The sequence below is a fragment of the Dyadobacter sediminis genome (assembly GCF_005860765.1).
Lineage (GTDB): Bacteria > Bacteroidota > Bacteroidia > Cytophagales > Spirosomataceae > Dyadobacter > Dyadobacter sediminis.
This window is the reverse complement of sequence record NZ_VCEI01000025.1, coordinates 52,301-79,047: the sequence shown is the minus strand read 5'-3', so window position 1 is coordinate 79,047 and position 26,747 is coordinate 52,301. Positions and strand designations below refer to the sequence as shown.

Genomic DNA, 26,747 nt, shown 5'->3' with positions numbered 1-26,747 from the left:
TTTTATACGAAAAAATCCCTGTACGCAGCACGCACAGGGATTTTTTCGTTTCATCAAAAAACTTTATTTGATTTTGGTAATGAGTTCTACAATGTTTTTAACACCCAGTTTTTCAAAAATCCGGGCTTTATAAGTACTTACCGTAGACAATTGCAAGTTTAGTTTTTCAGCAATTTTGGCAGTACCCAAGCCTTCTTTAAGCAAATTCATTACATCCGTTTCACGCGGCGACAAGCTTACAACCGGATCCGGAAGGAATTCCCTCGGATTGATCAGCCTGTTGATATTCATCTGCTGCATGTCTTCGCTCATGTATTTTTTGTTGTTCAGAACGCTCATAACAGCTGTTTTGAACTCTTCCTCGGGAGCGTCTTTGGATAAATACCCGTCTGCACCGGCCTGAAGGTACATAAGACCATAAAGCTGCTCATCGTAACTTGAAAACATCAAGATTCTTACGCCGGGAGATTTGGCGCGAATGGTTTCAACCATTTTGGTGGTATTGCCGCCCGGAATGTTAATGTCCAGAATTAAAAGATCATATGGCTTTACTTCAAGCTCCTGAAGTAATTTGTCGAAATCGTCAACATCCGAAATAGTGGATTCCGGAATAAGTGATTTGAGGAGGTGTTTCGTACCGATTCTAACCACTGCATGGTCCTCAGCAATAAGTATGTGTTTCATGTATGGGTTTGAGTCCAATTGAATATAAAATTATCCTGGTGTCAAAGTTAAATTAATCTATCAACTTTATGTAAACAGATACATATTTTTGTTAAAGTTCCTGATCATTAAACCAGAACAATTACGACATTTCCCATCAGGAAAGTTGAATAATAAACAAAAATAGTAATCAGCGTTGTATTAAACCTAAAAAAAAACAAATTAGTATATTATTATTTATCAATCGTTACAATATAAGGGCATAAATTCTAAAAAACAGCAAAAATATATGCATTGTAACCCTTATTAATTATTACTACTATCATACACACACGTAATTCTGACTATTGCTGGCCGAGTACCGGCTTCAGCATTCATCTTTTTACAGGAAATTCAAAGCACGACCAGCCATTAGGTTTTTCTCCGGATCTCTATTTCTCTTCGGAACATCTTCAGACGCAGGCTTCAGGTGAAATATACACTTTTATGCTTTTTCGTCAAAATGCTGAACATGCTGCTGCAGTATTTCATTGTACCCGCGATCCGCAGGATAACTGGCACTCACCGCTGGCCGCTCCGTTCGGTGGAATCCAGTCTGATGGGAAATGTACTGAAAAGGAGATTACTTTCCTTCTAAACTGCATAAAAAAATGGGTGAATCTATTTTCCGGAAAAAAACTGACAATCAAAACGGCTCCTTCTGCCTATGATTTGAAAATGCATATTTTTTATCATAATTGTTACATTAGTTCTGGATTTATCCCGGATCCTGTTTATCCCGATCACTTTATACCGGTTTGTTCAATGCCTTTTGCTGAACGCATCGCTGCCGCTGAAAAACGCAGGTTAAGGAAATCTGTTGCTGCAGGGTTCGTAGCCGGGCCGGATTTTACTGTTTCCTGTGAGACCGCTTACGAATTTATTCAGGAAAGCCGCCTGCAGAAAGGCTATGCCATTTCGATTTCCTTGCTGCAGATGCAATTACTGCTGCATGTATTTCCGGATCATTTTCAGATTTTCACAGTAAAAGATACGGGCCGGATTATCGCGCTTTCACTGGCCGTCCGCGTTAACGAACGTGTTTTGTACAACTTTCTTTCAGCTGATCTTGGCAGTTACCGGCATTTCAGCCCGGCAGTGATGTTACTGGAATCCATTTACCGGTTTTGCCAGGAAAAGCAGATCAGCATGCTTGATCTCGGGATTTCTATTGACGGCACGGGCATTCACAAGCCGTCGTTAAGCCGGTTCAAACAGAATGTCGGCGGAGAAGCATGTGTAAAAATCACTTATTCACAGAAATTCTAGATCAGATGCCCAGACAGTTATTGTCCCTGTAAAACACACTGGTGCAGGTTTCAATGCCTACAATCGGCGCCATTCCGATAAAATCAAGTCGCCGGAAGCCTTTTTCAGCCAGATACTCCTTTGCCTTGTTATACCATTCCCGTTCCGAGTTATCCAAGATCAGAACGCCGTCTGGTGTGAGGTAACTGGCAGCAAACACGGCGCATTTTACCCGGTTACGACCATCGACCACAATAATGTTATAAAGATCGCCCGTTGATTTTACTGCTTTGATGTAAGGTTCACCCAAAGGCTTTTCCAGCACTTTTGCATTTGCGGGAAGCTTCGGACTGATCTGTTTAATCCAGTCAGCATCGTGTTCCACAGCCGTAATGTGCTTCACACGCGCTGCATACCATCTTGTAGAATTGCCCGATCCGTATTCAAAGACGTTGAAATGGGGCTTGACGCGGGGTTTCAGGAAAAGAATAAACGGATATGTATACCACGGAAGCGGGTCGCCGTTCGCATCCACAGACTGCTTGGAATGAAAGCTTCTGAACCAGCCGTACTGCTTTAAGGCGCCATCCAGAATCAGCTGAACACTTCCGCCCAGACCCATCCCGTTCAGGACATTCCAGGCGTTATTCTTTATTTTTTTGATCATTGTATTTCAGCCAATTGCCGGTTAATTGCCACAAACGTACGAATTAATGTATTTTTCTCTTAAAACCGAAACGATCCTTTCCGCAGCTTTTCCATCCCAAAGCGCCGGAATAATGCCTTTCTTTGCATTTCCGGCAAAAATTGCCTCAGCAAGTTTTACAACATCTTTTCTGTCCGGCCTGCTTAAAAGATAATTTGTCCCCGACTCCACCGTAACCGGCCTTTCCGTGGTTTCTCGCAGCGTCATGCACGGAATCTGCAGAAAAGTCGTTTCCTCCTGAATGCCGCCCGAATCCGTGAGTACCAAAGCTGCGTGTAAAGTAAGATTAAGAAATTCCAGGTATCCTTGCGGTTGCAGCATTTTGAGGCCTGCAATGTTCTCAAATTCCTTTTTCAAACCAGCTATTTCCATATGCTGCATGGTGCGCGGATGAACAGGAAAAACGACATTTTTATGCAAGGCCAATTCCTTTACAATTTCGAGGATCTGCTTTAACCCTTCCGTACCATCCACATTGGCCGGACGGTGCATGGTCATCAGCACGTAAGCATTCGGGGCAACGCCGATGCTTTCAGGAATATTCAGCTTTCTGATTTCCGGAAAATAATAGAGCAGTGAATCGATCATGACATTGCCTGAAAAATGAATTTTGCTTTCATCCACATTTTCTTTTTTCAGATTCACAAGCGCTGCATTTTCAGTAACGAACAAGTGATCCGAAACGGAATCCGTCATGATACGGTTGATTTCCTCCGGCATGCGCCTGTCGCCGCTTCTCAAGCCTGCTTCCACATGCGCAACGGGAATATGTTCCTTCACAGCGACCAACGCACAAGCCAGCGTAGAGTTCACGTCGCCGGCCACCAGGACCAGATCGGGTTTTTCCTTGTAAATCACTTTTTCAAATTCCAGCATAATCCCGGCTGTCTGCTGCGCGTGCGAGCCTGCGCCTATGCCCAGAAAATAATCCGGCTCAGGCATTTCGAGCTGACTGAAAAATATGCCGGACATGCGTGTGTCATAATGCTGGCCGGTGTGTACGATTTTTGAGCTGATGTCCCTGTATTTCATAAATGCCCTGTGAATCGGTGCTATTTTCATGAAATTGGGACGTGCGCCAACGATATTCAGAACTTTCAAAGATTCATCATTTAAGTTTTCAGGCCCAAGTTATAATTACTGCCGTTGTAAAGTTATCGCCAGTTATCGTTAGGCTATCTTATGCTTTTTGTCTTATTTCGCCCTGTGAACCAAGTAGTACCTCAATGGGGATTATCGTACGTCAGGGATTTAAAAGCTCCATTGTTTCTTACATCGGGGTTATTATCGGCATTTTCAATATCCTGATACTTTATAACCAGTTTCTTACGCAGGAACAACTGGGCCTTTATGCTTCCACGCTGCTTACATTTCCGGTCATTTACATGTCATTTGCGCTGCTTGGCGTTCCTTCCGTGGCCGTACGTTTTCACAGCCGGTTTCAGGATCATGCATCGCGCAGGCAGCTTTTCACTTTCATTATCGTTACGCCGCTGGCCGGGCTGGCGGCTTTTGTGATCCTTTATCTTCTGTTCAAGCCGCTTTACCTGAAATTTTATCTGGATCATTCTCCGATGCTCGTCCGGTATTATTATGTTTTCATTCCGCTGACGGTCGGTATGGTTTATCTGCTGGCGCTGGAATCCTATTCGAGGATCAATCTGCGCATTGCCGTTCCTTCCTTGATCCGGGAAGTCGGACTGCGTCTGGCCAACAGCCTTGTCGTCATTCTTTTCGGCTTCAAGATCATTTCTTTTGACACCATGGTCAATCTTACGGTCGTCAGCTATGCGCTGGCCATTGTTGCCATGCTGATTTACCTTTATTTCCAGAAACGTTTGTATACCTCGCTTGACTTCGGGTTTATAAAACATCCTGCATTTTCCGAAATGTACCGCTACGGGTTGTGGGTTTTGCTGGGCGGAGCCAGTGCAGCGCTGCTTCCGCATATCGAAAAAGTGCTTTTGCCAGCCTTTAAAGGCGGACTTGGCAATACGGCCATTTTTGACATAGCATCGCGTATCGCACTGGTTATTTCCATCCCGCGGAACAGCATTGTCATGATCAGCGCACCGATTATTTCAGAAGCGTATGGGAGAAATGATCTGGCGCATATTGATACGATTTACAAGAAATCATCGCTTAACCTTTTTATCATCGGTTCTTTCCTTTTTCTCGGAATCTGGTGCAATATCGATGCCATTTTCGGGCTTATACCCAAATCAGACATCTATTCACAAGGCAAATGGGTTGTGTTGATGGTCGGCATTTCAAGGATTGCGGATATGATGACGGGCCTGAATTCCGAGATACTGACCAATTCCCGTTTTTACCGTTTCGACATTGTTTTCATGCTTTTTTTTACGGCGCTCATTCTTTTAAGCAGCCAGTTTCTCATTCCGCTTTACGGCTACAACGGCGCAGCGGCGGCGGCACTTTTTGCAACCGTAACCTATAACGTGGTCAAACTGCTTTTTATCAAATACAAAATGGGCATTCAGCCGTTTACAACGGGCACGCTGAAAGTCATTGTTCTTGCCATGATGACTTACCTTGCGGCTTCCTTCGTGCCCGAGCCTGCAAATGGAATTCTTCCGGAATCGCTTGCGGTCATGTTTGCAAAATCACTGCTGATCACGTTCCTGTTCGGAGGCGGAATTTTGCTCTGGAATGTTTCGGAAGATATCAGCGGCGGCTTTCGCTCGGGCTGGAACCTTGTAAAAGCAAGCTTTTTGAAAATGAAATAAGGCCGGCCTTTTGCCATTTTAACTTTTACTATCTTTGGGAAAATAAAACAGCCATTTACACGCCGTTTTATCATTCAATATTTATTCCGATGTCGCTAACGCAGAAAATTGTTGCCGGTATTTTAAAACAGCCTTTCAGCTTGTATCAGCTGATGACGTATGATCGTACCAAACCGGTAAATATGGTTGTAGGCTCCATGTTTTCGCTTTACAAGGGCTGGATACATTCCGATATTGAAACGCTCAACCTGTTGAAAAAGAGTGACTGGGAAAAATATTTTGAAGAAAATTCCATTGACAGGATCCTGGCTGAGCACGTTTGGGAACATCTTACGGAAGCGGAAGGAAAACAGGCATTCCAGCATTGCTACACGTATCTCAAACCCGGCGGCTTTTTACGCGTTGCCGTTCCGGACGGCTTTAATCCGAGCGAAGAGTACATTAATTATGTCAAGCCGGGCGGCACCGGGAACGGCGCAGACGACCATAAAATCCTGTACAATTACAAGCTGATGTCCGGCTTTCTTCAGGAAATCGGGTATACGGTGAAACTGCTGGAATACTTTGATGAAAACGGACAATTTCACAAAGCGCCGTGGAAACCTGAAGACGGCATGATCCGCCGTTCCGCAGACCATGACAGCCGCAACCAGAACGGCAAACTCGGTTATACTTCGCTGATTATTGATGCTTACAAAAGCTGAAATGAGCCTGTCCGGAAACCTTGCTCCTGTCGTGCTGTTTTGCTACAATCGTCCCTGGCATCTGCGCCAGACCATCGAATCCCTGCAGCTTAATTTACTTGCTTCTCAAAGTGAACTGATTATTTATTCCGACGGCCCGAAATTGCCGCCGGATGAGCCTTTTATTGCAGACATAAGAAATTACATTGCCGACTTAAAAGGATTTAAAAGTGTAAAGGTAATTGCAGCAGAAAAAAATAACGGTCTGGCCAAATCGGTGATAAAAGGCGTGAGCGACGTTCTGGAAAAATATGAAAAAATCATTGTGCTGGAAGATGACATGCTTACTACGCCCGATTTCCTCACCTTCATGAATGAAGCGCTGCATATTTATCAGGAAAGAAAAGATATTTTTTCGGTTACTGCTTACAGCCCGCCTATCGAAGTTCCTGCCGCTTACAGGCACGATCTGTATCTCGCGCCGCGAGCAAGTTCGTGGGGATGGGGAACGTGGAAATCCAGATGGCAGCACGCGGACTGGGATGTAAATGATTTTGATTCGCTGAAAAAAGATCCGGGTAAAAAACAGGCGTTTACACAAGGCGGTGAAGACCTCTGGCCCATGCTCGCCAAGCAGCAGCTCGGCACGATTGATTCCTGGGCTATCCGCTGGACTTACAGCCAGTTCAAAAACAGCGCATACGGCGTATATCCGGTCAAATCCAAGATAAAAAACATCGGAACGGACGGAAGCGGAACCAATTTTACCTTTAAAACGGGTTATTACGAAAGTGAAATGAGCGCGGGCAAAGTCCTGTTTGATCCATTGTTACAACCGGATGCGGACGTCATCAATGCTTTTCGCCGTTATTACCAACTTCCTTTTTATTTAAAAATCAAAAACCGGATCAAATACGGGATCTGAATAAAGAAATTCAATATGTACTGGCTTCGCTATTTGCTTAAAGAACCTTATCATTCCTTGCGTACAACCTCCAGTCGTGCGTTTTTAAGGTTGCTGTTGCAGTATGGAAACAGCAAAAGGCATGTGCTTACGCCGGTACAGTTCAGCAGGTTCAAACTTAAGGTACCGGATAGTATGTCGTTTTTGTGGCAGTACAAGGAAATCTTTGCGGATGAATTCTACTTTTTCCAGGCACCGGATGCCGAACCGGTCATTCTGGACTGCGGCGCCAATGTCGGAATGAGCATTTTGTATTTCAAGGAACTATATCCGGAATCAAGAATTGTTGCATTTGAAGCCGAACCTGAAATTGCCTCTTTGCTGCGTGAAAATCTGAATGTCAATCAAATCAGCGGCGTGAACATAATTGACAAGGCAGTATGGACGGATGAAAACGGCGTCTGGTTTGGAAGCGAAGCAGCTGATTCTTCTTCCATTTTTTCGAACTCAGACAAAAAGAAAATCCCTTCAATCCGTTTAAAAGATTTTTTACTGGCAGAAAAAAGGATTGATTTTCTGAAAATAGATATTGAAGGCGCAGAGCAGCAGGTTCTTGCCGACTGCCGCGAAAACCTCGGACATGTTCAGAACCTTTTTGTTGAATTCCATTCCTACATCGGAAATCCGCAGGGACTGGCCGAAACCATCAAAATCTTTGAAGAAAACGGGTTCCGGTACTTTATTGACACCAATCAGCACCGCACACGGCCATTTGCAAACCATCGTTACCGGGGAAACGATTCCATGGATCTGCAGCTGAATATTTTTGGCTGGCGGGAATAAAAATGAACGTTACTTCAGATTATCTGGCATAAGGATTCGGCGGAAAAACATGAATCTGAAAACCTTCTTTTTTCATAACTTCCATCGTTTCCTGTGAAGGGATTTTCTTGAAAATAACAGCACAAAGCACTTGCGAAGGCATTAACGAAAGTTTGGTAAGCAGGTCATGAACGGCCAGTTTCCGTTTTATCTTGCGGAATGCCTGTGAAGAATCGTCCGCTTTTTCCTTGTTGGAAGCCGGATGGTAATAATTATTGTTGATACCCTTGAAAGCAACCATCGGAAGTCCGATCCCGTTGGCAAGCTTGTCCATTTCACGCTCGGAAAGCTTGAAAACGTAATTCCCGACCTCTTCAAAAGAATACCTGTTTTTCCAGTATTTCTGTAAAAGGGAAGTATCGAACCGGTCAAAAATGTTTCTTAGAGCCAGCAGTAAAGGCATTTTGGATATCGGATCGTGCGGCTCGATCAGTATGACGGCTTCGCGCGCAACGCGCAGCATTTCATACACGCCGAGGTACGGACGCGGAAAATGGTGATATGCTTCCTTGCAGAAAATATAATCAAAACTGTTGTCTTCAAAACTCAGCTTTTCAACGTTCTCAACCGAGTATTTTTCAAAAAATCCATGCGACTGCGATAAGGGAAGAAATGTTCCGGAAATATCCGTTGCAGTTACGTCGAGCCCTTTTCTGAAAAAATAATTGGCATCAAATCCGTAACCGTCCCCAACTGTAAGCCACGATTTTTTCTCATGCACAAACGGTTCGGTAAGATCCAGCAAGCGATGATGAATCCAGTAATTGATAGTCTTGTTTGCCTCGTCATATTCCCACAGCTCAATGGCTTTATCCTTCGCTTCCTTCGAAGCGTACTGTACATCATACCAGCCGGAATGCGCCTCATAACTCCGTTTTTCGTTGAGCATCAGATTGATTTTTCGTTGAGTATTGTTACTGAAACACTTAATTTCTGATAAAGATAGTTTGAAGCTATAAAAATCAAGTATTTGCTTAAAATTAGTTGAGATTTTTAGTTTTTACAATTTGCCCTTTGTTATAACTGTTCAAAGCTAATTGCCAGCAGCTACTTATATAACCGCAGAACTATTTAATTTTACCGCAATAAGTACATTCCAATTACCCGGAAGTGATGAAACCTTCGTTTGCAGATGTCAAAACTGAACTGTAAACCGGCCGCTCATTTCCGGACACAAGCAGTAAATTCAAATGGTGCTTCACCTGAGTACTTTTCATCTGGAAGGCGGAGCCGGCGTTGCAGCAACCCGGCTGCACAGGGCATTGCTCCGTTCGGGATTCGATTCCAATATGCTTGTACCGACAGTTCAGCAGGAAGAAAATGGCGTGCACGGACTGGCGAACACCAAATGGCAGGCACGAAAAGCATGGATGCGGTTTGTTGCGGAAAGGGCATTTTTTTTACCTTACGAAAAAGATAAAAGTGTCAGGTTTGCATTTTCGCCGGCCTTAATCGGCACTGATATCCATATGCATCCATTGGTTCAGCAAGCGGACATTATTCACCTTCACTGGATCAATTTCGGGTTCCTGTCGCTTTATTCTCTTGAAAAGCTGTTTTCACTGGGCAAACCGATTGTATGGACTTTGCATGATATGTGGACGTTTACCGGCGGCTGCCATTACAGCAAGGGATGTGAAAATTTTCTTTCGCATTGCCGTTACTGCCCGTTTCTTGCCAGGCCGGAAGCGTATGATTTGTCATTTGCACAGTTTGAACGTAAAAGATCCATGTACGGCAACGCAAAACTGGCACTTGTATCGCCAAGCCATTGGCTGGATAATATGGTAAAGAATGCCGCTTTAACCCAAAATATACAGGCTCAAAGTATTCCGAACTGCATTGATACGGATTTGTTTACTTCATTGGACAAGTCAGAAATACGTGCCAGGCTGAATTTACCGATGGATAAAAAACTGGTTCTTTTTGCCGGCGCCAACACGCAGGACCCGCGAAAGGGATTTTCCTTTTTCAAAGACGCTATTGCAAAGCTGAACCGCAATTCCATGGAAACTGAAGTGCTTGTTCTGGGTAAATCACGCCCGGAAAACTTTACCGGATTTCCGGCGAACGTTCATTATCTGGGTAAAATATCGGATCAGCAGGAACTTGTAAATGCCTACAATGCAGCGGATATGATTGCCGTTCCGTCGCTTGAAGACAATTTGCCCAATACGATTATGGAAGCAATGGCCTGCGGAACGCCGGTCGCAGGATTCAATACGGGCGGCATTCCTGAAATGATCGACCATAAAGTGAATGGCTATGTTTCAGAAGCAGGATCGTCCGATTCGCTTGCGGAAGGAATGCAATGGATTATGGATAACAATACCGGTTATTCATTGTCACGGCTTGCGCGTGAAAAAGTAATCCGCTCGTATGCAGAAAATGTTATTGCCCGCCGGTATGAGGAATTATATCAGTCTTTACTTGCACGATGAACGAGACACCGCAACTTACAATCATCACGATTACGTACAACGCAGAACGCTTTCTGGAACGGACGCTGAAAAGCGTTGAACAGGCTTTGCAAGATACAGAACGTGCATTTGAAACAGAATACCTGATTATTGACGGAAATTCAACGGACGGAACGCTGCAGATTGCCGCGAAATACAAACCGATTATTTCCCGGATCGTTTCGGAACCTGACCGCGGACTTTACGACGCCATGAACAAAGGACTTGCACGTGCGACCGGAAAATACATCTGGTTTCTGAATGCGGGTGATGAAATTTACAATGTAAATGTCCTGGAAAAGCTTTTCCTGAGTTTTGAAAGCCAGGCGGATGTGTATTACAGCGATGCCATGCTTGTCAAAGACGATGGAAGTGAAGTGGGACTCAGAAGCCGGTTCACACCGCACGATCTTCCGAAAAACCTGAAATGGCAGGATTTTGCATTCGGAATGAAAGTTTGCCATCAGGCTTTTATTGCAAAAAGAGAAATTGCGCCTTATTACGATGACCAGAATCTCAGCGCGGACATTGACTGGGAAATACAAATCCTGAAACGTTCAGATCAAGTGCAGTACCTTGATTTCCTTCTTTGCAAATATCTGATGGGCGGCATTTCTGTCAAAAATCACCGTCGCTCGCTGATGGACAGGTTTCATGTGCTGCGCAAGCATTTCGGCCTCTTTCCTGCCCTTTTCAATCATGTGCTCATTTTCCAGAGAGGGTTTCAGTTTGCCCGCCGCAATGGCCGGTATTGGTAAATAATCCAATTTTTCAAATATGGAAGAAACCCTGAAATAGCGTTATTTCTGAGATTTCTTCATTCCCGCCAACGAACACGGCAATCGTTTTTCATAAAATTATATTGTAATAAAAAAAGGGATATTAGCAAATATCTTATTACAACATTTGGTTGTTATACCAATAGAGATATATTTGTTTTATAATAAAAGCAAATAACCAAATCTAACAATTATGAAAAAATTTTTGCTACCTGTAATTTTCTGCTTGTTAAGTGCATGGCTGTCCGCTTATGGGCAGAGTGTGCAGATAACCGGAAAAGTTACATCTGACGATGAAGATTCTGCACTGCCGGGTGCTACGGTCCAGCTCAAAGGGTCCACAACAGGCACACAGACGGATGCCGACGGAACGTATTCCATCAGTGTGCCATCAAATGGTTCTGTACTTGTGTTCAGCTTTGTAGGAATGCTTTCACAGGAAATAACCGTAGGCAGCCAGACCGTCATCGACGTAAAGCTTGCAAGCGATTCGCGCAATCTGAGCGAAGTGGTTGTTACCGGTTTCGGCTCGCAGATCAAGCGCGACCTTACCGGAAACATTGCGCAGGTAAAAGGCACTGAAATCCAGAACATGCCCGTTGCGAGCGTGGATGCTGCCTTGCAGGGACGTGCGGCCGGAGTTTATGTAAACAGCGGTTCGGGAAAACTGGGTCAGGGAATTAATGTGCGTATCCGGGGTAATTCATCCATCAGCGCAAGCAGCCAGCCGTTATACGTGGTGGACGGCATGCCGATCACGACCTCGGACCTGAGCAATAACGGAGGCGCGACCAATCCTTTATCCGATATCAACTCCAATGATATTGAATCCATTGAAATACTGAAAGACGCTTCTGCAGGTGCCATTTATGGTTCCCGTGCTGCAAACGGCGTGGTGCTCATCACAACAAAACGCGGAAAAGCCGGAAAAACCAACGTAAGCATCAATTACCAGCTGGGTTCATCCAAAGCCACAAGACGCGTTGACTTCCTGAATGCTGAGCAGTATGTGAAGTTTTATACCATGGCCGCCAATAATCGTGATCGTATTGATGGCGTTGAGACAACGGATCCGGATTCTTACACCCAATACATGCTGGGTCCTGGCGGATTTCTTGAATATTACAGCCTTGGTACTTACAATACGCCAAATCAAAAGGAATATTTATGGCAGGATCAGGCATTTCAGAAAGGCCCGATGCAGCAACTCGACTTTCAGCTAAACGGCGGAACAGAAAAAACAAAGTTCTTTTTGTCAGGCCAATACCTTGATCAGAAAGGTACCATCATCGGCAACAAACTGGATCGTCTTTCAGCCCGTATGAACCTGGATCATCAGGCATATGACTGGTTGCAGATCGGATTATCCATGGGACTTGCGCGTACCAATAACAAGCGTTTGCCGGGAGATAATGCTTTTTCAAATCCATTGCAGATGGCAGCACTTACGCCGTTGACGCCGTTTACCGATCCTGAAACGGGCTTGCCTACCGGAACGCCTCCGGGCGATGTAAATGTGCCCTTGTATTTTAATCCAATGATTTCAATTCAGTATGCAAGCTATGTAGCTACTTCTTTCCGGAACCTTACCAATGCATATGCTCAGATTAACTTTACTAAAGATCTGAAATTCCGCAGTGAGCTTGGTATTGACCTTTTGAACCAGAATGAGGAAGGTTACTGGCAAAGCCAGAATATCCGCAATGTAAGCAATGCAAGCAGTGGTCTGGGTGAGAATTATGCTACTTTCGTTACCAATTACAATACCAATAACTTCATCTCCTATGACAAGATACACAATGCTCATTCCTTCGGAGCGACATTGGGTATGTCCTATCAGCAGTCGCAGACGAAGTACAGCTATATTGCAGGAACCCAGTTCCCATCGGATTCTTACAAAAAAATTGCCAGTGCCGCTACCAAATCGGACGGATCTTCAACCGAAACGAATTTCCGGTTCCTGTCTTATTTTGCACGTCTGAATTACAAGTTTTCAGATAAATACCTGTTATCAGCAAGCGCGCGTATAGATGGTTCTTCCAGGTTTGGGGTAAACTCCCGCTATGGATTTTTCCCGTCTGTATCCGCCGGCTGGGTTCTTACCGAAGAGAGCTTTCTTAAAAACAACAACATCATAAGCTTTCTTAAATTCAGAGGAAGTTACGGTTCAACGGGTAATTCGGAAATCGGTGATTTCCCGCAGTTGGGCTTGTATGCAGGAGATGCAGGTTATGCAGGAGCAGCCGGACAGCGGCCTTCACAGCTTAGCAACCCTGATCTGAGATGGGAAACCACAAAGCAAACCGATTTTGGTATTGATTTTGGATTTTTCAACAACCGAATCAATGGTGAAATTGATTATTATGTAAAAAAGACCAACGGGCTTTTACTGGAAGTAAACGTTCCAAATACAACCGGTTTCTCTACTCAGGTTGCCAACGTTGGAAAACTGGAAAACAAAGGCTTTGAACTCGTACTGAACACACAGAACCTTGTAGGCGCATTCAAATGGAACACTTCCTTCAATGTTGCAAATAACAAGAATAAGGTTGTTGACATTCAGGGACAAATCATTGAAGGAGGAATGAGGAATATGAGCCGTGTTATGGAAGGACAGCCGGTCGGTGTTTTTTATACTGTAGAGTATGCAGGTGTTGATCCTGCAAACGGAGACGCGCTTTTCTATAAAAACACACCCAATCCGGACGGAACAGTGGATCGTACAACCGTAACAAACAATGGTTATAACAGTGCTACCCGCGTAGCTGCAGGCAATCCGAACCCGAAATTTGTAGGAGGTATTACGAATACTTTCTCTTATAAAGGATTTGATCTGAACATATTTTTTAACGGCGTTGCAGGAAATAAAATCAACTTTTACGGTGTAGGCCAGTATTCTTCTGCAAACGGGATTTATGAAGATAACCAGACTGCCGATCAGCTGAATGCGTGGACGCCGCAAAATCCGAACACAAATGTTCCGGAAGCACGTTTTTACCGTGGAAATGGCAATCAGGCGTCAACACGCTATATCTATGATGGCTCCTATCTCCGCCTTCGCACAATGACATTGGGATATAACCTTCCGTCCAGCCTTGTCAGCCGTATCAAAATGGATCGCATACGCATTTATGTTTCAGCATTGAACCTTGCAACTTTTACCAATTACAAAGGCTGGGACCCCGAAGTAAATACGGATGACATGAGTGAAAGGGATTTGAAATTTGCGCTTGGAAATGACTTCTACACAGCCCCTCAGCCGCGTACACTACTGCTGGGCGTCAACATTGGTTTCTAAAAGCATCAGGTTTAATTATTAAAGAAATATGAAAAAGAAAGTATTTATATATTCCCTGGCTTTATCCGCCGGATTGTTTTTCACCATTGGCTGTAATAACAAACTGGATGTACAGCCAACACAAAGTATTGATGAAAGTCAGGCACTAAGTACTTCCCGCGACGTAGAAGTGACTTTAATCGGATGTTATGATGCCTTGCAGGACATAGATGTTTACGGAGGCGCATTTCAGTATGCATCGGAACTGCTGGGCAACAGTGGCGAACTGGGATTTGGAGGAACTTTCCAGAATTTGCTTGAAATGTATAACAAGGAAATTACGACTGCCAATGTTACCGCAGCGGCAACCTGGCGGGACTCTTACATAACCATCAATCGCTGCAACAACGTCCTTTCGGCACTGGATAAAGTGGACGAAGACAAACGTGCACGTGTAGAAGGCGAAGCAAAGTTTATTCGCGGGTCTGTTTATTTTGAACTTGTAAAATTATTTGCAAAAACCTGGGGCGACGGCGATAATGCTTCCAATCCGGGCGTCCCGATTGTACTTACACCAACACGCGTGGTGACAGAGTCCAATGATATCCCGAGGAATTCAGTTGCAGAAGTGTATGCGCAGGTTATGGAAGACCTTACTGCGGCTAAAACGCTGCTGCCTGAAACCAACACCAATTATGCCACCAAGTATGCCGCTTCTGCCCAGCTTTCACGCGTTTACCTGATGCAGTCCAATTTTGCAGGGGCACGCGATGAAGCCAATGAAGTAATTTCCTCCGGTGAATTTGCTCTTGAAGAAAACTTTGAAGATCTGTTCAACACGTTTCTGAACAACGGCGGTGCGAATCCCGGAGAATATATATTTTCCATGATTGTTACGCAGCAGGACGGAGTCAATGATATGACTACTTTCTTTGGAACAACCATTTCCGACATTCCGGGTACTTCCGGACGCGGTGACATCCGGATACTGCCAAAGCATATCAGCCTTTATGAGCCTGGCGATGTCAGAGGAACTTTCTTTATAACTCCGACGAACAATACATTTACACGGAAATATCTGGACACTTTTACCAATGTGCTTGTATTCCGGCTTGCGGAAATGTATCTGACGCGTGCGGAAGCCAATTTCCGCCTGGGAACGGCAATCGGTGCGACTCCGCTGGCAGATATCAATGTGATCCGGACCCGTGCAAAGCTGAAACCGGCAACAACCGTTACGCTGGCATCCATCTTGAAGGAACGTCATCTTGAACTTGCTTTTGAAGGTCATACTTTATACGACATCAAACGCAACAAAGGCAACGTCGGAACGCTGCCGTACAACTCGCCGAAACTTATTCTTCCACTTCCGCAGCGTGAAATCGATGTGAACCCGAAACTAGTTCAGAATGAAGGTTATAACTAGGAATACTGCGTTTTAAATAATTTACTGAACAACAAAAAATCACTTCTTTACGGAAGTGATTTTTTGTTGTAGTATCTTTTACAAATTATTATCTGTACCAGCTTATCCAGGATTTGGCATCTTTGGCACTGATCATATCGTAAGTTGTTGCCGAGGTCTGAACCATATAATAACCGCTGGTATCAAACAGCAAATTGGATGTGCTTACCGCCGGTCCTGTTTTCGGGAATTCTCCGAATGTGCCGTACTTGGTAAAAATTATTCTTCCGTCAGCTGCAAAGGTTGGCGTCGCTGGTGCATCGGCATATTCCAGTGTCAATGCATTACCTACAACAAATGCAGGCCCAAACAAGTCGTATTTAGGATTAATTCCCGGCTGATAAACGTAAAACACATAAAATCCCTGATCAACTTTCAACGAACTGACATTATAGGCATCGTCCGCTCCGTTTACGTGAAATGCACTGTCCGACCGCCATTCACCGCCCGACTCTATCGGAGACTGCCACCATCTTTTTGCGGCGCCTGCATCCACTGACAAGGGTTTTGCCGCACTTTGTACAATAGCCGTGGAACCGCCGGCCGAAACGCCGAGCTGAAGAGTGGCTGCATTCCAGGTTATATTACTGAAACCGGAGATGGTTTGTGCGCCGTTTGTCAGCGGAGAAACAAAAGCAATACCTGACGAAGTATAGTAATAATTGGTTGTAAAAGTCTTTGGCGCATTGCCGTCCAGCCATGTCAGCTTCATTGTTCTGGCAATGGGGTTCGCTGTTATTTCATACGCTACACCGCCTAGTGTTACACGCTTGAAATAAGTCTGATATTTTTCTATATTATTAAACAACAATCCTTTTGCAAGATCACCTTTCAGGTATGCAGCCGATTGTTCCTGCGTGGCTTTTGTCAGCACAAGCCGGCTCTGGTTTTTTCTTCCAACCAGTGAAATCACATCCGTTTTCACAGAATCCGGAAAAATGCTGAACTCGAAATCCGCACCAAGCCCTACTCCCGTTACACCTCCATTTACATCCCGGTCAGGATCTGCAAGCACATGAAGATAGGAATACGTGTCAAAAATCAGAGTGGGTGTTTGCATGGCTTTCAGCCGGTAACTGCTTTCCTTGGAAGTCGCCGCCGCTTCATTGCTGAAATCCGAATACATGACCACGCGGTTCTTGTCGTCAAATTTGAAATAAAAGCCATAACTACCTCCGAGTGCCGGATAAACGACGGCATTCCATCCATACGGCGCTTCCACCAGCTGTTTTTCATAAGATGCAAGAGCGGCATTGATGCGAACGTCCGCTGTTTCTTCAAAAACGGTATCGTCTTTGTTTTCGCAGGAAAAGAAAGCAGTACTTAAAAACAGCAGATATAAAATGGACTTTTTCATCCGGGATAATTTTGTAATTGGAATAGCTTGCAAAAAGGTACTTGATAATTCTGTTAGAAAAGCGTGTTCATGGATTTTCTGACCTTGGTCTGAAGGCTGTAAAAATCAATTTTCCACGTATTCTTATAGTATGCCACAACGATCGCTTCTTTTTGTCTCAGCGCAGCCTGTGCCTGAGCGCGCGTTACACCCTGTTCGCTGGTTCCTTCCGGAATTTCATTAACCATTTTATCGAAACCCGCCTTGCCTTCAATCAGCATGATGGCAATCATTTCAACAAAATCCTCATCAAAGCTGGAAGAGCTGTAAGCGGTAATAAACCCGTTTCTGCGTGCGTATGCATCGTCCCAGTTGATCCAGTTACCGCCCTGATATACGCCAGCACTTATGCTTTTATACTCCACAGGATACAATACGGTTTGATGCAGGATATGGCCAAATTCATGATGTATCGTCTGAAAAAACCATTGCTTAACAAAAGAAGAATCTCTTACCGCATTGTATTCAGGCATTCCTTTTACCTTGAAAAGGTTTACGCCGTACAGAATCACCTTGCGTCCGCCTTCGGCTGTTCCCAGCGTTACGGTTCCGTTGGTATTGAACTCGTTGCTTCCGGAAAGAATGAAGAACTTGGGCGAATACTTGTTAAAAAACACTTTTCCGGCTTCTTCAACGTACGGAGCGGCCCATCCCCTTTTAATGGCGCTTAATAATGGCACAACCTGCGCTTCATCCGGCGGCACGAGGTTTTTTGTGATATTCCCGAATTCAAACTGGTCCCATTTGTATTTGGCTGAAATGTTATAAGGCATTACCAGACTGTCCAGTATCCATTTGTCCAGCGGACCCTGAGCCCATTCAACGCCGCCAAGGCCGGATATATCATCCACTTCGCCTATTTCCTCTTCTTTGCAGCCACTCAATACAAAGCTCATCAGCAATGCAGCAAAGAAAAGCCCGGGTATTTTGTTAAAAATCATATTGCAATAATTTCAAAATTTTATCTATCGTTCTGTTTTATTCCTGAAACCGTAGCAAACTGCGGTATCTGCACAACGCGCCTCGGATCATTGGCGGAAACTGTTATAACTGAACCCATTACTGTTTCATGTTCCACTTCAATGCCGTATCGCTGAATGTCAAACCATCGCATTCCTTCCTGAACGAATTCAATTCTTTTAAAAGCCAAAATGGTATTGATCAAACCTTGTCTTACATTGGAAGTTCCGAAAAAACTGCGGATACTGGCTGCCGTAATTACATGCGTTGATGCCTTGTAATTACTTACTCTTTTACTCGCAAATACGTTTAAATCAGCAAGAGCAGCAGCTGAATTTCCAAGATATGCGTTGGCTTCGGCACGGTTGAACAAGACTTCTTCGGCTGTAAATGCCGGTAGCATCACATAGGCGATACCAATTTCAGCATTCACGGATTCGCGTACAAAATACTCTGACAATTTCGGAATAAAATAATTGTTATCACCCTGATAATATAATGGATAAGCCCAGTTTGCTCCGCCTGCAATGATTCCGTCCCCCGAAGATATTTCAAGCCATTTTTGATACGTCATTCCATATCTGTACCGGGCTACAAACCGGCCAACAGTAGAAGCGGTTTCTATCAGCAAAAGATTGGCATTCTCACTTGCCCTTGAAAAAATATTGTTCAGTTCTGCCGGCGACATGGACGCATAGGTCGTGTTCCACGGCCTCAGATAATCACCGATACTGCCTCCTGAAAAAGCCTGATCGGCGTACTGCACTACTTTTGCATAATCCTTTTTGACCAGATAAAAACGGGTGGCAAATGCATATGCAGCCGCACGGTTAAAATGATACTTGGGAACCGTATAGGAACCGTCACTAATTAAAGGCAATCCTTCCAGCAGATCCTTTTCAATCATTTCATAAACGTAGGCTACTGTTTTTCTTTCATATTTTTCAAGCACAACAGTTTCCGGCTTGGTTACATACGGAATGCCGGGATTGGTGTTCGGCTGTGCCGGATCATAAAACTTGCTGAAAAAAGTAACGAGCATAAAATGCGCATAAGCTCTTGCAACAAGTGCTTCTCCGCGCTGAGCCGAAAATTCGGACGGATTTTCAACATTGTCAATGATTTCCAGCGCCTGGTTTGTAACTGAAATCGCACGATAGCATTCCGCCCAGTACAGATCAGGCGAATCCGAATCATCCACAGTCGCTTCCACATTCTGAAAAAGGTACGAAGCCCGGTTCGTCTTGTCGTCCTCGCCTACTCCTTTATCGCTCACATTGTCACTCATCGACTCGGCAAATACAACATAGTTCGCTTGTGGATAAGCAGTTGTAAGTAATTGCGAAACCTGTTTCGGCGTACTGATCGTAGCCCGCGTGCTGTCCGGTTCTGTAGACAAAAATTCGTCACAGCCTGAAAGGATCAGTATGGGTATGATCAGTAAAAATCTTTTATAAAATTGGTTCTTCATATTAGCAGATACTTAAAATCATTCTGAACTTCAACATTCCCGGTTTTGCTTTTTATAGTGTCAGTTTGATGGCAACGGTAAACTGTTTCTGGATCGGCTGCGCAACACCTCCGGAATTAAAGAATTCGGGGTCCTGTCCTTTCAGCTTTTTGTCCGCATAAATCAGCCACGGATTGATCGATGAAAACTGAATGCTGGCTGCTTTGAAACCTGCTTTTGCTGCAACCGGCAACGGAACTCGGTACAGTAGCGAAACAGACTTAAGACGAATAAAATCACCTTTGGCAACGCGTTCTGTGGAGTAATTAAAAATATTATACGGATAAGTTCCTGAAAGATATTGCTGTTCAAGCATATCGCTAATGTTCGGGATTGTTGTGCTCGCCTCCTCTCCGGACAGTACCCAACGGTCGAGAAATTCTCTTGGCATGGCATCCAGATCGCTGAATACATTGCTGCTCGACGTCGTACCTTTGTATAACGGGTTCATCCTGATCTTGTTTCCGGCCTGATAAGTCAGAAATACATTTAATGTAAAATCCTTGTATGTAAGCGTATTATTGAAACCGCCTGTAATCGGCGGATCCACCGGGCCTTCGTATTTTAAATATCTCAGATTCTGATCCTGCAGATATACATCCGAATTGACTTCTCCGTTTTCGTTTACAAAAATCGGAACGCCTGTTTTTGGATCAAGCGATTTGAAATCGATGGAAAACAAACTTCTTACCGGCCTTCCCTGCACATTGGCGCCCTCGGCTTTCACAAGTTCAAAAATATTCGGGCTGTTGTCCACTTTGGTTATCCGTGTTTTAGCATAGCCAACAGTAATTCTGGACCGGAAATCCCAGTCTTTATTTTTGAAAAGCACGCCGTCCAGCGAAAGGTCAACGCCATGCGATTCCATATCAGCATAGTTGGCGACTTTATTAATCTGTCCGCCGATTCCCGACGTTCTGATTTCATCAATCAGATCGAAACTGTTTCGAATATAGCCGTCTACAGACAGATTAATGCGATTGGAAAGAAATCCCAAATCCATTCCTACGTTGCCGCTGTAAAGTTTTTCCCACGTAAGCTCCGTATTTTCCAAAGAAGCCAGCTGCGTTGCCGATTCTTTTTCGTCGGTATACGGCCTTCTTGTAATAATGCTCTGAAACAAAACGGCTGTATTCGTTGCCGGACCTGTATCCGCAGAAAGCCCGTAGCTTGCACGAAGGCGTCCCATGCTCAGCCATTTGAAGTTCTTGAAGAAATTTTCACGGTCAAAATTCCACGATCCCGCAACGGTATAAGTTGGCAGCCAGCGGGCCCTTGCCGATTTCCCAAATCCGTTGGAACCGTCGTAGCGAATGTAACCTGTAAAGTTGTACTTGTCATCGAGCGTGTAGCCGGCACTTCCATAAAATGCTGCAAACCGTTCGTAATCCATCTTCATGCCGTAATATTGAAAATTGCTTTCAATCGTCTGCTTCAGAATCCGGTAATCCACAAACGGCGTTCCGCCCTGATCATACTGAAATCCGTAGCCTGTATTATTTGAGTTCTGCCGGTTTGTATATTTGATTTCAGAACCTGCAAGCAAGTTAACCGCATGCCGCGCAGCGAAAGTGCGATTGTATCTCAAGTTGTTACGGATGTTATAAAACAGCATCTGATCTTCATTCCGGTTGTAAAAACCACCGCTCGGCAATACGACAACCGGATTTGCATTGGGCACGTCAGGATCGGTATAAAGGTACTTGTTGGCTGCTGCAATCGTTGAATTGTCTGCTGCACGATACGCATTTGCCATATTTGAATTCTCCGTAATGATATGCTCGCGCCCGGTTTGTGTGTAGCGCAATGCACCCAGAAAATCGTAAGTCAGATGATCCGTAATTTTGTAGGACAATTCTCCCTGTAATTTGATATCCACCAGATTCAGATTGATCTTGTTATTTGCCAGTTCGTGAACAATGTTGAACGGAGCAAAATTTCTTCTAAAAAACTCAAGATTACCGTTTTCATCATACGCAGTGAGCGTACGGCTGGTGTTGAGTGCATAACTGAATGGATTTATGTCGAAATCCCGGTCAAATTTGCCTTCGACCGGATTGCTTCTGCGGTTTACCGAACCCGGCACCTGCTGCCTTCGGACGGATGCCAGCGTGGAAGTCACTAGGGTAATTTTGTCGGTAAGATTGTACGTATTTTTAAAGTTAAGCGTATACCTTTTTACTTTATCGGCAATCGTCCAGCCGCTATCATCCAGATAACTAGTTGAAAAATAAGAATTTGATTTATCGGTTCCGAAAGAAACACTTACTGAATGCTCCTGAATTAAGTTCTGCTTGAAAAGCACGTCAAACCAGTCTGTATTAACTTTTGCATATCCGAGAAGAAAATCTCTTTTTGCTTCCGGCGTGTTTGCTATCGGAAAATTTCCCTCGTTATCACCGGTTAAAGAGTTGTAATATTTACCATAAATACCATAATCAGGCTTGGACAAAATGGAAGAAGTCAAATAACCTTTTCTTTCCAGCTCGCCCAGAACCGACATTTGCTGAGCCGAATTCAGGATATTGAAATTCCTGTAAGAAGGCGTCAGCTGCGTACTGAAATTACCGGAATAAGTAATAACCGGCTTGCCGCTTTTACCGCGCTTGGTTGTAATAACAATAACGCCGTTCATGGCGCGTGCACCATATAATGCCGCCGCTGCCGCGTCTTTCAGAATATCAAAGGTTTCAATATCATTGGGATTGATCCCTGCAACGGCAGAACCAAGCAAAGTAGTCGGGTCGCCGCTGGAAAGCTGGTCATTGGAAATATTGACGATATCTTCCAGCACAACGCCGTCCACAACCCACAAAGGCTTGTTGTCGCCGTTCAGTGAAGTGGCGCCCCGGATCCTTACTTTCGGCGCTGCGCCGAAAGTACCGGAAACGTTCTGAATGGAAACACCCGCAGCGCGGCCTTCCAGCATGCGGCTTACATCCGGCAGACCATCGATTTTCACATCGTCCGTTTTAAGGGTGACGGCCGAACCGGTAAATTTATCCTTGTCAATTTGCTGAAAACCCGTAACCACGACATCCTGAAGACCAACGGCATCTTCGGCAAGTTCGATACTCAGGCTTCGGGCAGCTTTTACTTCTTTCGGTAAAAACCCGATCATCGATATCACCAGCGTAGCACCTTCGCTCACACCTGTAAGTACGAATTCACCCTTTTCATTACTGACGGTTCCCTGCTGCGTTCCTTTTACGCGGATTGTAGAACCAATCAGCAATTCACCGGAACTGCTTTTGACAACGCCTTTCACATCAATAGCCGCCAGAGGCAATGAAAATGCAGGAAAAGAAAGCTGGAGGAGAATTAAACTTAAGCACAGCACTAGAAGCCGATTCAGGCCACTGATCCGATAAAAAACATCCATATAAATAAGTATAAGTCTGACTCTGGATTAACGGGCTTTAAATAATCATGAATTCAATAATACGAATTATCAAGGTAAAAAACGAAAAGTATTTTAACAGGAATGTCGATATACCTTTTCAATAGCATTTACACAAAAAAATAAAATAGCCGTAGTCGGTAATGACTAAAGTACGCAGAATAAATTACTGAGGTGGAGAGGCCGGCAAATGTGACCAGTTTTAATTTAAAACAATGCAAAACCCTGAATTATTGTACTCACAACGTGCGTATTTTACAACATTTCAGGGAATTACAGACACTTTAAAAAAGTAAGGTATTTTTTAGCCGACGAATATAAAATCCGTTAGCCGGCATTGTTTTTTGTGGTCAATACGGCTGTAATGCGGTTCAGTTCTTCTACTTTGTATGCAAAATCGCCTTTCAGCATATCCCTTACCGCTTTCAGCTGTTCCATTGCCGTATCCAAATTATCCGGAAGCGCATCGCCAAGCACTTCTTTCAGGCGTTTGGCAAAAGTCGGCGACATGCCGTTGGTTGAAATGGCGACTTTCAGATTTCCTTTACGGACGACGGACGAAAGATAAAAGTCGCAAATGGCAGGCGTATCGGCCACATTGGCCAGTATATGTTTGGTCCGCGCCAGTTCCCATATCCTTTTATTTTCCTCCTTGTCGTTTGTAGCCACAATCACGAGGTCTTTTCCTGAAAGATCTTCATCTTCAAACCGGCGCAGGATTAAATTAATCCGTGAATTCTGCTCAGCTATATCCAGGATTTCCTTCTTGATTTCGGGCGAAACCAAAGTGACTTTTGCCATCGGGGAATTATCCAGAACAGCCGTCAGTTTTTCCAGGCCGACATAACCGCCGCCGACAAGGAGCGTATGCAGGTTTTCAAGTTTCAGGAATATGGGAAACAAATGGTTCATATACCAAATTTACATGAAAACTTGCAAATACTGCACCGTACCTGTTACTTTATAACTATTCCAACAACTACACTTTTACTATCTCCATCTTTCCCCGTACCTTTGCGGTATGATCGCGATTACAAACCTCAGTTACTTTCTTGGCGACCGTGCGCTTTATGACGGTGCTTCGCTGCATATCAAGCCCAAACAGAAAATCGGCCTTATCGGCCTGAACGGCACCGGAAAGTCAACGCTCCTCAGAATGATAAACGGAGAATTCCAGCCTGACGGCGGAAATATCTCCAAAGCAGGCGACTGCACCATCGGATTTCTGAATCAGGACCTGCTTTCTTACCAAAGTGACGATTCGATTCTTTCCGTAGCCATGCAGGCGTTTGAACGCCAGAACCAGCTTCAGATTCAGATTGACAAGATCCTGCACGATATGGAGCATAACTACACGGATGCACTTGTTGACAAGCTGGCCAAAGTTCAGGATGAATTTGACGCGCTGGACGGTTATACCATTCAGTCCAAAGCCGAAGCCATTCTGGAAGGTCTGGGATTTTCGACAGATGACCTTCACCGGCCGCTTAGGCTGTTTTCAGGAGGATGGCGCATGCGCGTCATGCTTGCCAAGCTGCTTTTGCAAAAGCCTTCGCTGCTGATGCTCGATGAGCCGACCAACCACCTTGACTTGCCTTCTATTCAATGGGTAGAAAAATATGTGCAGAGTTATGAAGGCGCTGTGATTGTGGTTTCTCACGACAGGCAGTTTCTGGATAATACCATTGATACAACCGTTGAGGTTTCAGGCGGCAAGCTGAATTATTACGCGGGAAACTATTCTTACTATCTGGAGGAAAAAGAAGAACGCAATGAAATCCAGCGCGGTGCATATGAAAACCAGCAGGCTAAAATCCGCCAGACGGAACGTTTCATTGAACGTTTTAAAGCAAAAGCAACCAAATCCCGCCAGGTTCAGAGCCGTGTAAAAGCATTGGACAAAATGGAAGTTGTGGATCAGGTAGTGGATGAAAATGCAAAAGTCCATTTCCGCTTTCAGTTTACAACACAGCCGGGAAGACATGTTTTCCAGCTGGAAGATGCGTCCAAGGCTTACGGTGACAAAGTCATTCTGGACAGCACGAACATCAGCATGGAACGGGGCGACAAGATTGCTTTGATCGGGGCAAACGGACGAGGAAAGTCAACGGTTCTGCGCGTTGTTGCAGGAACGGAGCCCATTGAAGGAAAAAGAAGACTCGGACATAATGTATCTTTTACATTTTATGCACAGCATCAGCTGGAATCACTGAATGTACAGCATAACCTGATCGAAGAACTTAAATACGCCAATCCGAACAAAACAGAAACCGAGTTAAGGACTGTTCTTGGCTGCTTCCTTTTTTCGGGCGATGACGTGTTCAAGAAAATCAAGGTGCTTTCAGGAGGTGAAAAATCACGGGTTGCACTGGCCAAAGTATTGCTTTCACAAGCCAATTTTCTGCTTCTGGATGAGCCTACGAACCACCTTGACATGCAATCGGTAAATATCCTTATTCAGGCATTGCAGCAGTATGAAGGCAGCTATATTGTCGTTTCTCACGACCGTTATTTTGTTGAAAACATAGCCAACAAAATCTGGTATATTGAAGATCACAAGATAAAAGAATATCCGGGCACGTATGAGGAATATGAAATCTGGGTGGAAGAACGCGGATTGCAGTCTGCTGTCAGTGAAAAAGCAGTTGTGAGCAGCGCGCCGCCGCAAGTGAAGAGCAACCCGCAGCCAGCAGCCAGCAGCAATGCTCAGAAAAGCAACGGAAAGCCGGTTTCCAATGAAGATGCCCAGAAACTGAAAAAGGTACAGAAGCAGATTGAAGAACTGGAAGCGAGTATTGAAAATCTTGAAATAAAGAAGACAGAAACGGAAACGAAACTGGCCGATCCGAAAATCTACAACGACAATGCTGCGCTTGCCGAACTGAACTTTTCTTATTCAGACATTAAAAAGAAATTGGAACAAAGTACCGAAACGTGGGAAAACCTCATGCTTGAAGTCGACGAGCTGGCAGGCAAATAATCTAAGTAAAAAAGGAGATCCGGCGGTCTTCTTTTTTACTATATATCCGCTATTTATATTGAATCAGCCATTGATCAAATCCTCTGTTTCAGCGTAGATATCCGACAGCTTCAAACTTAAATCTACGCTTTGTAAACGAATACTTTCATCTGAATTATAAGCTTCGGAAGCCAGAAACCATGTTCCCTGTTCATCTTTCCTGAAAACTTCAGCCGCTACGGATTGGGAGTTGATCAGAACATATTCCGACAACGAAGGAATGCTGCGGTAGAAATGGAATTTTTCACCCCGGTCATAAGCGGCAGTACTTTCGGAAAGTACCTCGATAATTACGCTCGGATTCAGGATCGTATCTTTTTTTGCATCCAGAAATTCGTTTTTGCCGCATACAATTAACAGGTCAGGATAAGTGTAAATACCATTCGCAGGAATATGCAGCCGCTGGTCGCTGGAATAAGTCCGGCAGGATTTGCCTTTGAACATAATATAACATTCGCCGGACAGGTTTTCTACAATGCGGTTGTGATTATGACCGGCTCCGGCCATTGCAAAAATTTCACCGCGGTAATACTCGCTTTTGTACGGTGCTTCCCTTTCCAGCTCGAGATATTCTTTTTCTGAATACATTTTAATAGGTTGTGCAGACATT

General features: G+C 44.4%; 20 protein-coding genes. 10 read left to right on the top strand and 10 right to left on the bottom strand.

Translation table 11 applies throughout. The features are described from left to right. Window positions 1–63: 63 nt before the first annotated feature. Window positions 64–684 (bottom strand): response regulator transcription factor, encoded by a 621-nt coding sequence (locus FEM55_RS12770; RefSeq protein ID WP_138281768.1) that lies wholly within the window; start codon window positions 682–684, stop codon window positions 64–66. Between the two features lie 783 nt (window positions 685–1,467). Here FEM55_RS12770 and FEM55_RS24960 point away from each other — a divergent pair. Beyond that, window positions 1,468–1,971: a GNAT family N-acetyltransferase gene (locus tag FEM55_RS24960; RefSeq protein ID WP_171036544.1), complete on the top strand. Its 504-nt coding sequence runs from the start codon at window positions 1,468–1,470 to the stop codon at window positions 1,969–1,971. Between the two features lies 1 nt (window position 1,972). Here the strand turns inward: FEM55_RS24960 and FEM55_RS12760 are convergent, their stop codons facing one another. After that, the gene (locus FEM55_RS12760; RefSeq protein WP_138281766.1) at window positions 1,973–2,617 is read right to left on the bottom strand and encodes a class I SAM-dependent methyltransferase; all 645 of its coding nucleotides are present in this window, start codon (window positions 2,615–2,617) and stop codon (window positions 1,973–1,975) included. 21 nt (window positions 2,618–2,638) lie between these two features. After that, window positions 2,639–3,757 carry a non-hydrolyzing UDP-N-acetylglucosamine 2-epimerase gene (wecB, locus tag FEM55_RS12755; RefSeq protein ID WP_138281765.1) on the bottom strand — a complete coding sequence of 373 codons (1,119 nt, stop codon included), beginning with the start codon at window positions 3,755–3,757 and terminating at the stop codon, window positions 2,639–2,641. 125 nt (window positions 3,758–3,882) lie between these two features. Here wecB and FEM55_RS12750 point away from each other — a divergent pair, with 125 nt between their 5' ends. The 4 genes from FEM55_RS12750 (at window position 3,883) to FEM55_RS12735 (ending at window position 7,833) form a co-directional block, all read left to right on the top strand. Beyond that, window positions 3,883–5,403 carry a lipopolysaccharide biosynthesis protein gene (locus tag FEM55_RS12750; RefSeq protein WP_138281764.1) on the top strand — a complete coding sequence of 507 codons (1,521 nt, stop codon included), beginning with the start codon at window positions 3,883–3,885 and terminating at the stop codon, window positions 5,401–5,403. 89 nt (window positions 5,404–5,492) lie between these two features. Further along, complete coding sequence (locus FEM55_RS12745; RefSeq protein ID WP_138281763.1) at window positions 5,493–6,107, top strand: class I SAM-dependent methyltransferase; 615 nt, start codon at window positions 5,493–5,495, stop codon at window positions 6,105–6,107. A gap of 1 nt (window position 6,108) precedes the next feature. Then, window positions 6,109–7,011, top strand: a complete 903-nt coding sequence (locus FEM55_RS12740; protein ID WP_138281762.1) for a glycosyltransferase — start codon at window positions 6,109–6,111, stop codon at window positions 7,009–7,011. A gap of 15 nt (window positions 7,012–7,026) precedes the next feature. Further along, complete coding sequence (locus tag FEM55_RS12735) at window positions 7,027–7,833, top strand: FkbM family methyltransferase (RefSeq protein ID WP_138281761.1); 807 nt, start codon at window positions 7,027–7,029, stop codon at window positions 7,831–7,833. 19 nt (window positions 7,834–7,852) lie between these two features. Here the strand turns inward: FEM55_RS12735 and FEM55_RS12730 are convergent, their stop codons facing one another. Further along, window positions 7,853–8,761 carry a class I SAM-dependent methyltransferase gene (locus tag FEM55_RS12730; protein WP_138281760.1) on the bottom strand — a complete coding sequence of 303 codons (909 nt, stop codon included), beginning with the start codon at window positions 8,759–8,761 and terminating at the stop codon, window positions 7,853–7,855. A 301-nt stretch (window positions 8,762–9,062) separates the two neighbouring features. Here FEM55_RS12730 and FEM55_RS12725 point away from each other — a divergent pair, with 301 nt between their 5' ends. The 4 genes from FEM55_RS12725 (at window position 9,063) to FEM55_RS12710 (ending at window position 15,813) form a co-directional block, all read left to right on the top strand. Further along, window positions 9,063–10,313, top strand: coding sequence for a glycosyltransferase family 4 protein (locus FEM55_RS12725; RefSeq protein ID WP_138281759.1), 1,251 nt, complete (start codon window positions 9,063–9,065; stop codon window positions 10,311–10,313). After that, entirely contained in the window at window positions 10,310–11,089 is a 780-nt protein-coding gene (locus FEM55_RS12720; RefSeq protein WP_138281758.1) for a glycosyltransferase family 2 protein, read from the top strand. The genes FEM55_RS12725 and FEM55_RS12720 overlap by 4 nt, the downstream gene beginning before the upstream one ends. A gap of 214 nt (window positions 11,090–11,303) precedes the next feature. Beyond that, the gene (locus tag FEM55_RS12715; RefSeq protein WP_138281757.1) at window positions 11,304–14,408 is read left to right on the top strand and encodes a SusC/RagA family TonB-linked outer membrane protein; all 3,105 of its coding nucleotides are present in this window, start codon (window positions 11,304–11,306) and stop codon (window positions 14,406–14,408) included. 28 nt (window positions 14,409–14,436) lie between these two features. Next, window positions 14,437–15,813, top strand: a complete 1,377-nt coding sequence (locus tag FEM55_RS12710) for a RagB/SusD family nutrient uptake outer membrane protein (RefSeq protein WP_138281756.1) — start codon at window positions 14,437–14,439, stop codon at window positions 15,811–15,813. A gap of 88 nt (window positions 15,814–15,901) precedes the next feature. Here FEM55_RS12710 and FEM55_RS12705 read toward each other — a convergent pair whose 3' ends face one another. The 5 genes from FEM55_RS12705 to FEM55_RS12685 all read right to left on the bottom strand — a co-directional run bounded on the left by FEM55_RS12705 (window position 15,902) and on the right by FEM55_RS12685 (window position 24,030). Further along, a complete protein-coding gene (locus FEM55_RS12705) occupies window positions 15,902–17,209 on the bottom strand; it encodes a DUF4302 domain-containing protein (RefSeq protein WP_138281755.1) in 1,308 nt (435 codons plus the stop codon). Window positions 17,210–17,262: 53 nt separating this feature from the next. Further along, window positions 17,263–18,189, bottom strand: coding sequence for a zinc-binding metallopeptidase (locus FEM55_RS12700; RefSeq protein ID WP_138281754.1), 927 nt, complete (start codon window positions 18,187–18,189; stop codon window positions 17,263–17,265). A gap of 20 nt (window positions 18,190–18,209) precedes the next feature. After that, window positions 18,210–19,679: a RagB/SusD family nutrient uptake outer membrane protein gene (locus FEM55_RS12695; RefSeq protein WP_138281753.1), complete on the bottom strand. Its 1,470-nt coding sequence runs from the start codon at window positions 19,677–19,679 to the stop codon at window positions 18,210–18,212. Window positions 19,680–19,731: 52 nt separating this feature from the next. Continuing rightward, a complete protein-coding gene (locus tag FEM55_RS12690; protein WP_229209236.1) occupies window positions 19,732–23,058 on the bottom strand; it encodes a SusC/RagA family TonB-linked outer membrane protein in 3,327 nt (1,108 codons plus the stop codon). Between the two features lie 387 nt (window positions 23,059–23,445). Further along, complete coding sequence (locus FEM55_RS12685) at window positions 23,446–24,030, bottom strand: precorrin-2 dehydrogenase/sirohydrochlorin ferrochelatase family protein (protein WP_138281751.1); 585 nt, start codon at window positions 24,028–24,030, stop codon at window positions 23,446–23,448. Window positions 24,031–24,139: 109 nt separating this feature from the next. Here FEM55_RS12685 and FEM55_RS12680 point away from each other — a divergent pair, with 109 nt between their 5' ends. Further along, window positions 24,140–26,098 carry an ABC-F family ATP-binding cassette domain-containing protein gene (locus tag FEM55_RS12680; protein WP_138281750.1) on the top strand — a complete coding sequence of 653 codons (1,959 nt, stop codon included), beginning with the start codon at window positions 24,140–24,142 and terminating at the stop codon, window positions 26,096–26,098. A 63-nt stretch (window positions 26,099–26,161) separates the two neighbouring features. Here FEM55_RS12680 and FEM55_RS12675 read toward each other — a convergent pair whose 3' ends face one another. Next, complete coding sequence (locus FEM55_RS12675) at window positions 26,162–26,725, bottom strand: Uma2 family endonuclease (RefSeq protein WP_229209235.1); 564 nt, start codon at window positions 26,723–26,725, stop codon at window positions 26,162–26,164. Between the last annotated feature and the right edge of the window lie 22 nt (window positions 26,726–26,747).

What these genes read in the sequence shown, in the direction of transcription:
- FEM55_RS12770 (WP_138281768.1), bottom strand. Translation starts at nt 684, where the DNA reads ATGAAACACATACTTATTGCTGAGGACCATGCAGTGGTTAGAATCGGT.
- FEM55_RS24960 (WP_171036544.1), top strand. Translation starts at nt 1,468, where the DNA reads ATGCCTTTTGCTGAACGCATCGCTGCCGCTGAAAAACGCAGGTTAAGG.
- FEM55_RS12760 (WP_138281766.1), bottom strand. Translation starts at nt 2,617, where the DNA reads ATGATCAAAAAAATAAAGAATAACGCCTGGAATGTCCTGAACGGGATG.
- FEM55_RS12750 (WP_138281764.1), top strand. Translation starts at nt 3,883, where the DNA reads ATGGGGATTATCGTACGTCAGGGATTTAAAAGCTCCATTGTTTCTTAC.
- FEM55_RS12745 (WP_138281763.1), top strand. Translation starts at nt 5,493, where the DNA reads ATGTCGCTAACGCAGAAAATTGTTGCCGGTATTTTAAAACAGCCTTTC.
- FEM55_RS12740 (WP_138281762.1), top strand. Translation starts at nt 6,109, where the DNA reads ATGAGCCTGTCCGGAAACCTTGCTCCTGTCGTGCTGTTTTGCTACAAT.
- FEM55_RS12735 (WP_138281761.1), top strand. Translation starts at nt 7,027, where the DNA reads ATGTACTGGCTTCGCTATTTGCTTAAAGAACCTTATCATTCCTTGCGT.
- FEM55_RS12730 (WP_138281760.1), bottom strand. Translation starts at nt 8,761, where the DNA reads ATGCTCAACGAAAAACGGAGTTATGAGGCGCATTCCGGCTGGTATGAT.
- FEM55_RS12725 (WP_138281759.1), top strand. Translation starts at nt 9,063, where the DNA reads ATGGTGCTTCACCTGAGTACTTTTCATCTGGAAGGCGGAGCCGGCGTT.
- FEM55_RS12720 (WP_138281758.1), top strand. Translation starts at nt 10,310, where the DNA reads ATGAACGAGACACCGCAACTTACAATCATCACGATTACGTACAACGCA.
- FEM55_RS12715 (WP_138281757.1), top strand. Translation starts at nt 11,304, where the DNA reads ATGAAAAAATTTTTGCTACCTGTAATTTTCTGCTTGTTAAGTGCATGG.
- FEM55_RS12710 (WP_138281756.1), top strand. Translation starts at nt 14,437, where the DNA reads ATGAAAAAGAAAGTATTTATATATTCCCTGGCTTTATCCGCCGGATTG.
- FEM55_RS12705 (WP_138281755.1), bottom strand. Translation starts at nt 17,209, where the DNA reads ATGAAAAAGTCCATTTTATATCTGCTGTTTTTAAGTACTGCTTTCTTT.
- FEM55_RS12700 (WP_138281754.1), bottom strand. Translation starts at nt 18,189, where the DNA reads ATGATTTTTAACAAAATACCCGGGCTTTTCTTTGCTGCATTGCTGATG.
- FEM55_RS12695 (WP_138281753.1), bottom strand. Translation starts at nt 19,679, where the DNA reads ATGAAGAACCAATTTTATAAAAGATTTTTACTGATCATACCCATACTG.
- FEM55_RS12685 (WP_138281751.1), bottom strand. Translation starts at nt 24,030, where the DNA reads ATGAACCATTTGTTTCCCATATTCCTGAAACTTGAAAACCTGCATACG.
- FEM55_RS12680 (WP_138281750.1), top strand. Translation starts at nt 24,140, where the DNA reads ATGATCGCGATTACAAACCTCAGTTACTTTCTTGGCGACCGTGCGCTT.
- FEM55_RS12675 (WP_229209235.1), bottom strand. Translation starts at nt 26,725, where the DNA reads ATGTATTCAGAAAAAGAATATCTCGAGCTGGAAAGGGAAGCACCGTAC.